The 7,803-nt window shown below is 67.6% G+C and carries 6 protein-coding genes; 4 read left to right on the top strand and 2 right to left on the bottom strand.

The genetic code is table 11. The features are described from left to right. The first annotated feature begins 74 nt into the window (after positions 1-74). The 3 genes from U9979_RS13545 (at position 75) to U9979_RS13555 (ending at position 3,373) form a co-directional block, all read left to right on the top strand. A complete protein-coding gene (locus U9979_RS13545) occupies positions 75-536 on the top strand; it encodes a hypothetical protein (protein ID WP_322779649.1) in 462 nt (153 codons plus the stop codon). Positions 537-1,185: 649 nt separating this feature from the next. Continuing rightward, positions 1,186-2,052, top strand: a complete 867-nt coding sequence (locus U9979_RS13550; RefSeq protein ID WP_322779650.1) for a peptidylprolyl isomerase — start codon at positions 1,186-1,188, stop codon at positions 2,050-2,052. Positions 2,053-2,422: 370 nt separating this feature from the next. Beyond that, complete coding sequence (locus tag U9979_RS13555; RefSeq protein ID WP_322779651.1) at positions 2,423-3,373, top strand: type IV toxin-antitoxin system AbiEi family antitoxin domain-containing protein; 951 nt, start codon at positions 2,423-2,425, stop codon at positions 3,371-3,373. 245 nt (positions 3,374-3,618) lie between these two features. On the opposite strand, the gene U9979_RS13560 is transcribed toward U9979_RS13555, so the two are convergent. Continuing rightward, entirely contained in the window at positions 3,619-5,445 is a 1,827-nt protein-coding gene (locus U9979_RS13560) for a DEAD/DEAH box helicase (RefSeq protein ID WP_322779652.1), read from the bottom strand. A gap of 420 nt (positions 5,446-5,865) precedes the next feature. Between U9979_RS13560 and U9979_RS13565 the strand changes: the two genes are divergently transcribed. Next, complete coding sequence (locus U9979_RS13565) at positions 5,866-7,227, top strand: helix-turn-helix transcriptional regulator (RefSeq protein WP_322779653.1); 1,362 nt, start codon at positions 5,866-5,868, stop codon at positions 7,225-7,227. Here the strand turns inward: U9979_RS13565 and cutA are convergent. Next, complete coding sequence (gene cutA, locus U9979_RS13570) at positions 7,210-7,551, bottom strand: divalent-cation tolerance protein CutA (protein ID WP_322766755.1); 342 nt, start codon at positions 7,549-7,551, stop codon at positions 7,210-7,212. The two genes, U9979_RS13565 and cutA, sit on opposite strands and share 18 nt — an antisense overlap. Positions 7,552-7,803: the final 252 nt, after the last annotated feature.

The following is a 7,803-nucleotide window of genomic DNA, read 5'->3' on the forward strand; positions in this document are numbered from 1 at the left end:
TTTCGATTTTGAGATCTCCCGTTTACCTGTGGTTCCCCTGCGGGAGGATGAACACATAACGGAAAGGAGGTCCGATGCCTAGCAGGACAGACGGCCAGTCACAGGACACGGCACGGGACAACGGCACCACCGCCGCGGCTGCCAGGGAGGAGCGTGACGATCAAAATGTCGACAACGGCCACGCCCGCGACGCAGAGCAACGCGAAGCGGGACGCCCGCACACGGCGACGCTGCGGACACCGTTCGCGACGGCCCGCCTTGAGGTGCCCCGCGCTCCGGGTACGAGCATGAAGGTGGGTCCAGTCAGGCTGCCATCACCAGCCCAGACCGCCTTCTACCTCGGCCTGGGTGCGCTTGCCGTGGCGGAGGTCGTTGAGTGGCCGATCGCAGCGGCGATCGGCGTGGGCACCTATGTAGCCCAGCACAGCCGTGGCGGCGAATCGGCGTCGCAGGGGCGTCGAGAGGCTCCCACCCGCGGAGGGCCCGAGATGCGACGAGAGGCCCAGACTTCACCGGACGCGCCCGCCGAAGCCTAACTAAGAGCGACCGGCAGTAGATGCGTGGATCAAGGAGAGTGGTACTCGCCGCAACGATTATATGATCATCAATACAAGGACCGGCATGTGGCCGGTCTTCAGCTCGCAGTGGGCGGTGGGCGGTGGCGACGCAGGGGTCGCTCAGTACACCGTGCCCGGTCAGACAGCGCGCCGGTCAGACACCGTGTCCATCAGGCCGCGTGTCCATCAGGCCGCGTGGGTAGCCGATGCCCGCCACCGTCGGAACAGCGAGGCTACGAGTGCGAACACGGCGGCGCTGAGCGCTTCCGCCACCAAGGTCAAGATAATCTCCGACACGGCACTCCTCGTGGACGAACCCCTTGGGGACCATCCACAGAATAGGTTTCATACGAGCGAAGGAGAGGAGTCTCACACAGCAGAAAATCGTGAACATCCGGTTAACACAACGGATCACCGTCGGCACCCCATCGGCCTCCCTGGCCTGCCCGGTGGGCATCGATCCGCGCGATCGGAGATCCGTCGGACGGGCCTAGTACTCTCCATGAACAGACCCTCACCGGAGCCGGACGAAGCCGCCCGTACCCGGAACGGCCAGCCAGCCGAGGGCGACGCGATCATGGATACTGTCGCGGCGCCGGCGGCCCCAAGGAATCAAGGAGACCGACAGGTGGTGACGTCCAAGACGCGGCGACGGCGCGAGCTTGCCGCCGCGAGGATCACCCGCCAGACGGAACGCCGCGCGGCTGAGCGACGCCGCCGCCAGCGCTTGATCGCCGTCATCGCCGCGGGCGTCGTGGTAGTACTCACCGGCACGGTCACCGGGGTGCTGCTGTTCGCCGGTAACGACGACAAGGCCACCGTCTCAGCGTCGGCATCGGCGACCCCGTCCGCATCTGCGGTGCCATCCGGGTCACCATCATCCGCGGCGTCCGCCGCGCCCGCGTCGACGAAGGTCGGCCCCTGCACCTACACCTCGGACGGCCGGAATCCGTCACGGCCGGTAAGCCTGCCCACGGCGGCCGGCACCGTCGACCAGTCCCCCGCCACGATGGTCATCACCACGAACAAGGGCACGATCAAGGCAGCGCTGGACGCGGCGAAGGCTCCCTGCACCGTCCACGCCCTGCTCACCATGGCCAATGCCAAGTACTTCGACGGCACCCCCTGCCATCGTGAAACCGCCGAGAACATCTTCGTGCTGCAGTGCGGTGACCCGACTGGTACCGGCCAGGGCGGACCGGGCTTCGCCTACGCCAACGAGAACACCAACGGCGCCACGTACACCCACGGCGTGATCGCCATGGCCAACGCCGGTGCGAACACCAACGGCAGCCAGTTCTTCCTCATCTACAAGGACCCGAACGCCGCCGGTGTGCAGGCGCTGGGAAGCAACTACACGATAGTCGGTAAGATCACCGATGGTCTCAGCATCCTCGACGCCCTCACCTCCCCCGGCATCGAGGGAGGCAGCACCGATGGTGCCCCCGTCAGCAAGGCGCAGATCACATCCGTGACCCTGACCCAGACCCCCTGACCCAGACCCCGTTGGGGCGACCGGCACGAGTGGAAGGTAGACGTACATCCTGTGTCCGATTTATGGCCCTCTGGGATGTCAACCTTCCACTCGTCAGGACCGCACCGTCAGTAACACAAGGATCTTCTCGCCGTGACAACCCACCTCGCCCGACGGATTCCTGCGGATAAGAGCGCCCGGCAATAGGGGCGTGGATGAAGGAGCGGGGCTGGGGCACGTAGATCGCGAGGCGGAGGAGGGAGGCACCCTGGTGTTGGGTGTCGACCGACGACAACGTGGCGAGATGCGTGCCCCAGCCCCGCGACGCCGCGTCCCCTATTGCCGGTCGCTCTAAGGCACATTCGTCCGGATATTTCGGGATCCTCTCTGTGTGCTCCCGGATCTCGATCGGCTCGCCGCTAACCAGGATGGTCTGCTCTCACGTGCGCAGCTGACCGCGAGCGGTATGTCCGGAGCCACGATCGACGCGATGATCCGGCGGGGCCGCTGGCGCTGCGTCCTGCGGGGCGTCTACCTGGTGAATGCCCATGAGAACGCAGAACCCACGCCGACGCGGGTACTTGCGCGGGCCGCCATGCTGCGATGGGGTCCGACAGCCGTGATCAGCCATTCCTCCGCCGCCGACCTGCTGGGTTTCCCGCTGCTTTCGACTCCGCCCGCCTGGGTTCGGACGCTGGGGCTCCCCCCTGACCCACCATCCCCCCGGTTGACGGTGACGCTCGAGCCCGCCCGCCGGGCCGCGGCGCCCGGCATCGAGTTCCGCCGTGCGCGCCTCGCCTCGACAGATTTCATCCCCGTCGAACGAATCCGCGTAACCACACCTACGCGCACCGTTTCCGACATGGTGCGTACTGCGCCGCTTCTGGCCGCGGTCGGTGTAGCGGACGCGGGCTCCCACCGCAACCCGGACCTGCTCGGCATGGTCGCGATGGACCTCGCGCAGGCTCCGCGGGGACGAGGCGTCGCCCACGGCCGCCGGGTGCTGGGACTGGTCTCGCCGAAGACCGAGTCCCCGCTGGAGACGATGCTCCGCCTGCTCCTGCACCTTTGCGGCCTACCGGCTCCGGTATGCCAGTACGAGGTCCAGCCGCTCAACGGAAAGATCATCGGCAGAGTCGATCTCGCGTTCCCGGACCGCGGCCTCCTCCTCGAGGCGGACGGCAGAACTCACCACGAGGCATGGTCCGACGGCGTCCGGGACCGACGTCGACAGAATCTCCTCGTCACAGCGGGTTTTCGGATACTGCGCTTTACCTGGGACGGCGTCTGGAGCCGACCCATGGATGTGGTCGAGGCTGTCCGCTCGGCCCGCACGCCGTGAGGTAGCCAGACCGTGGAACACAGGGCATCCCGCAAACACAGGGCATCGCGGAAGGGCCCCACCATGACGAGTGGAAGGTTGACGTGCACCATGCGTCCGATTTGTGGCTTTTTAGGCTGTCAATCTTCCACTCGTCACACCATGGGACGCCGGACGCGGGGAACGAGACGGGCAGCAGGGTGGATGACGGGCGGCGGACGCGGGGTGGATGACGGGACGCGGGGTGGATGACGGGACGCGGGCCGCTACTTCTCCCAGCGGCGGACGGTGTCGATGCGCGCCCGTAGCTGCGCGGCGCTGGCCTGGCCCGTCGCCGGCCCGCCACAGGTACGCCGCAGCTCACCGTGGATGATCCCGTGCGCCCGCCCGGTGCGGTGGTGGTGGGCTGCGACGAGCCGGTTCAGCTCCCGGCGCAGCTCGGTGATCACCTCATGGGTGGGACGGTCGTCCGCCGAAGCCTCGCCGGTGGCGTCGGCACGCAGGTCCGGCCGGACCTGCGAACCGGCCTGGCCGGGGACATCGGGTGCCCCTGATGCGGACGGGGAACGCCCGGTGCGCTCCTGCTTGCGCCGGGCGGCCTGCTGGGCCGCCTCCCGCTGCTTGAGCAGCACCGCGACCTGGTCCGGTTCCAGCAGCCCGGGAAGGCCCAGAAAGTCCTCCTCCTCGGCGGAACCGGCCGCGGCCTGGGTGCCGAACTCGCCACCGTCGAAGATCACCCGATCGAGGTGTGCGGACGAACCGAGTGCGGTGAACGACCGGTCCACCAGGTCAGGGGTGTCGCGGCGCCGGTTGGCCTCGCGAAGTGATTCGTCGTCGAACGCATCCGGTTCGCGCAGTGGCTTGTCGAGGGCGTGGTCGCGCTGGACCTCCATCTCGCCGGCCAGCGCGAGCAGCGCCGGGACGCTGGGCAGAAAGACCGACGCCGTCTCGGGACGGCCCCGGCCCCGCACAAAGCGACCCACCGCCTGAGCGAAGAACAGTGGCGTGGCCACGGACGTGGCATAGACCCCGACAGCCAGGCGCGGCACGTCCACGCCCTCGCTGACCATTCGGACCGCGACCATCCAACGGTCCCTCGAACCCCGGAAAGCCTCGATCTTCGAGCTGGCCGCGGGATCGTCGGAGAGCACGACCACCGGCTCGGTTGCGCTGACTCGGCGCAGGATCGCGGCGTAGGCGCGGGCGTTCGCGTGATCGGTGGCTATCACCAACCCGCCCGCGTCCGCCATTCCGCCGACGCGTACCTGGCCCAGGCGAGTGTCCGCGGCGGTCAGCACCGCGGGGATCCAATCGCCACGCGGGTCAAGTGCCGTGCGCCATGCGGCGGCGGTCTGTTCGTTGTTCAGCGGCTCGCCGAGACGGGCTGAGAGCTCATGCCCGGCACTGGTCCGCCAGGACATCTCCCCGGAATAGGCCAAGAACAGCACGGGACGCACAACGGCGTCACGTAGCGCGTCGGCATACCCGTAGGAGGAGTCCGCAACGCTGCGGGTCACGCCATCTGGACCGGGGAGATAGGTCACGAAGGGAATGGGATTGACGTCTGATCGGAACGGCGTTCCGGTGAGTGCCAACCGTCTGGTTGCGGGTGTGAAGGCCTCGCGGACCGCATCCCCCCAGGACCGGGCGTCACCGGCGTGGTGGATCTCGTCCAGGATCACCAGCGTGCGGCGTCGCTCGCAGCGCAGCCGGTGCAGGGCCGGATGGGCCGCCACCTGTGCGTAGGTCAGCACGACACCGGTGTAATCCGACGAGGTTGCCCCGGCGGTGTTGCGGAAGGTCGGGTCGAGCGCGATGCCCGTCGCGGCGGCGGCCTGTGCCCACTGTCGTTTCAGATGTTCGGTCGGGGCCACCACGGTGATCGCGCGCACCACGCCGTCGCGCAGCAGGTCTGAGGCGACCCGCAGCGCGAAGGTCGTCTTGCCGGCCCCGGGCGTGGCGACCGCCAGGAAGTCGCGCGCGCCGGCACCCGTCCTGGCCTGGTATGCCGCGAGGGCGGCCCGCTGCCACGTTCGTAGCGGATGGCCACCAGACGATACCGGTGGGGTGCTGGGTTGGGGGCCGGCGCTCACAGAGTGAGACTCTAAGCGGTCACCGAGGGCACCCGGGCACGGTCACCGCGAGCGGCCGGCATCACATGATCGATACTTGCGCCCGCAGCCACCGGTAAACCGATCCAGATATCACCTGATGTACCGGCTTCCACACAAATACCTACTTATAGTACCGATCACAGCTGGCAAGTCATGGACACAATGGACCGAACGCTTCTCGCCACCGCCCCTTGACATTTCCAGCGGCGCTCGGTGGTGGTCAGTGGTGACGCGTTGACGGCCTCCAGTGAAATCACGGGAAAAGGCGTCCGAACCAAACGGCGGCCAGAACCGAACTGTCCGAGCCCTTGTCCGGACGGCCGGGTGGGTGCAAGTCGGATGTCCAGGACGACGGGATAAGCTGCCTTTGTCGAGCACGCCATCTGGGGGAGACGGAAGATGACAGCGCCAGCCAGGGCGGTTTCGCCCGCCGTATCGAATCCCCCGGAACGCATCCCCAACACCCGGTTGCGAACCTGTCGCGAGGAGAGAAGCTGGTCGCAGGAACGACTCGCGACCGAGCTGCGACGCTTCGCCGTCATCCACGAAGGACGCGAGGCAGGCGTCACCGGCAATATGGTCTGCAAGTGGGAGAAGGGCGACAAGAAGCCCAGCCTTCGTTACCAACGGCTGCTGCGCGCGCTATTCCACCGGAGTTCCGGGGAACTCGGCTTCATCGACGACGAAACGATGACCCGGGTCCGCACCGATCCGGAGGCGGGCCGCGATCCGGGACAGCCCCAAACGAGCGTGGAGCGGCGCTCCTTCCTACGGATGGTCGCGGCAGCCGGGGGCGTCGCGGTCACACCGGTCACCTTCGACACCGAGCCCTGGGATCGGCTTTCCGCGGCCCTTCGGCAGCAGGCCGTGGTCACCCCGTCGATTGTCGATGATTTGTCCGCGCGCACGGCGGGTCTGTTCGGATTGGAGGAACGGGTCCCGGCCCGGGCCCTCATGGACAAGGTGACCACGCATCTGGTGACGCTGAGCCGGCTGCTGGAGACCTCACCACGGTCGGCGGTACGCCGTGACCTGGCCGCCACTGCCGGCGAGGCCGCGGCACTCGCCGGGTGGCTCGCCTTTGACATGCGCGACAACACGCGGGCACTCGCCTACTACCGGGTCGCGGTCGAGGCCGCCCGCGAGGCCGATGACAACGCCCTGTGGGCATGTGTGCTCGGGTACGAAAGCTATCAACCGGGTATGGCCGGGCGCCCGGACCAGGCCTGTGCACTACTGACAGAGGCGCAGCGCCGAGCCGCGCTCGGCGGCAGCATGATGACCCGTGCGTGGCTGGCCGCTCGGGAGGCCGAGGAACAGGCTTCCCGGGGGGACAGCGGCGCGGCGCTGCGCGCGCTCGAGCGGGCCGGCGACGCCTACGATCGGGCCGATCCGGCGCACGACCGGGTATGGACGCAGTTCTTCGACCGCCCCCGCCTCAACGGGATGAAGGTCACGACCTTCACCCGCTTACGCCGCCCGGACGCCGCCTACGCGGCCGCGGCCGAGAGTCTGTCGCCAACCAGCCCGACCGCCACGAAAAAGCGCTCGCTGCTGCTCGCCACCCTCGCCGAGGTGCACATCCACCGCCGGGAGCCCGACCAGGCATGCCAACTGGCCGCGGACGCGCTCGCGATCGTGGCGCAGACGGACTTCTCGCTGGGGCTGGCCCGGGTCCGACAGGTCCGCGATCAACTCCGGCAGTGGCGGGAGACACAGCCTGTACGGGACCTCGACGAGCAGCTACGGGTGCTGGCCTGAGCGCGTGGACGGCGCCGTCTCGGCGGTGATCCAGTCCAGATAGTCACCGAGCCCGTGGACGATCGGCGTCGCAATGATCTCCGGCGTCTCGTACGGGTGCGCCTGGGCGATCTCCTGCGCCAACTCGGCAAATCGCTCAGTTGTCGTTTTCGCCAGACATATCCATTCGTCCGCCTGCTCAATCTCGCCGCGCCATCGGTAGGTGCTGCGAATCGGGCCGAGAACCTGAAAACAGGCGGCAAGTCGACGCTCCACCAGCAGACGCCCGATCCGCTCCGCCGCTTCAGACGAATCAATGCTGGTCATGGCCTGCAGATGGCCCACGAACTCCCCCGATCAATCGGCGCATGAACAACATACTCTACATCGAACGGGAGGGTCCACCGACAAATTTACGGTGACTGCAGTCGGCACTGGATTCCGGGCATTCCATTCGGCAGACGGGCGCTCACCGTGGGCCGGGCACGCCGAGTGCTGTTTGCGTCATTTCTCCACAGAACGACGGAAACGAACGAGCGACTGATCACGATATGTGACAAACGGAAACAGGGTACCGCCCGGCGGGGCTGAGCTTGC

The sequence above is a fragment of the Protofrankia sp. Cas4 genome, from assembly GCF_963555915.1.
In the GTDB taxonomy this organism is placed as follows: domain Bacteria; phylum Actinomycetota; class Actinomycetes; order Frankiales; family Frankiaceae; genus Protofrankia.

Bases quoted from the DNA above. Each gene is read 5' to 3' on its own strand.
- U9979_RS13545 (WP_322779649.1), top strand. From the start codon at position 75: ATGCCTAGCAGGACAGACGGCCAGTCACAGGACACGGCACGGGACAAC.
- U9979_RS13565 (WP_322779653.1), top strand. From the start codon at position 5,866: ATGACAGCGCCAGCCAGGGCGGTTTCGCCCGCCGTATCGAATCCCCCG.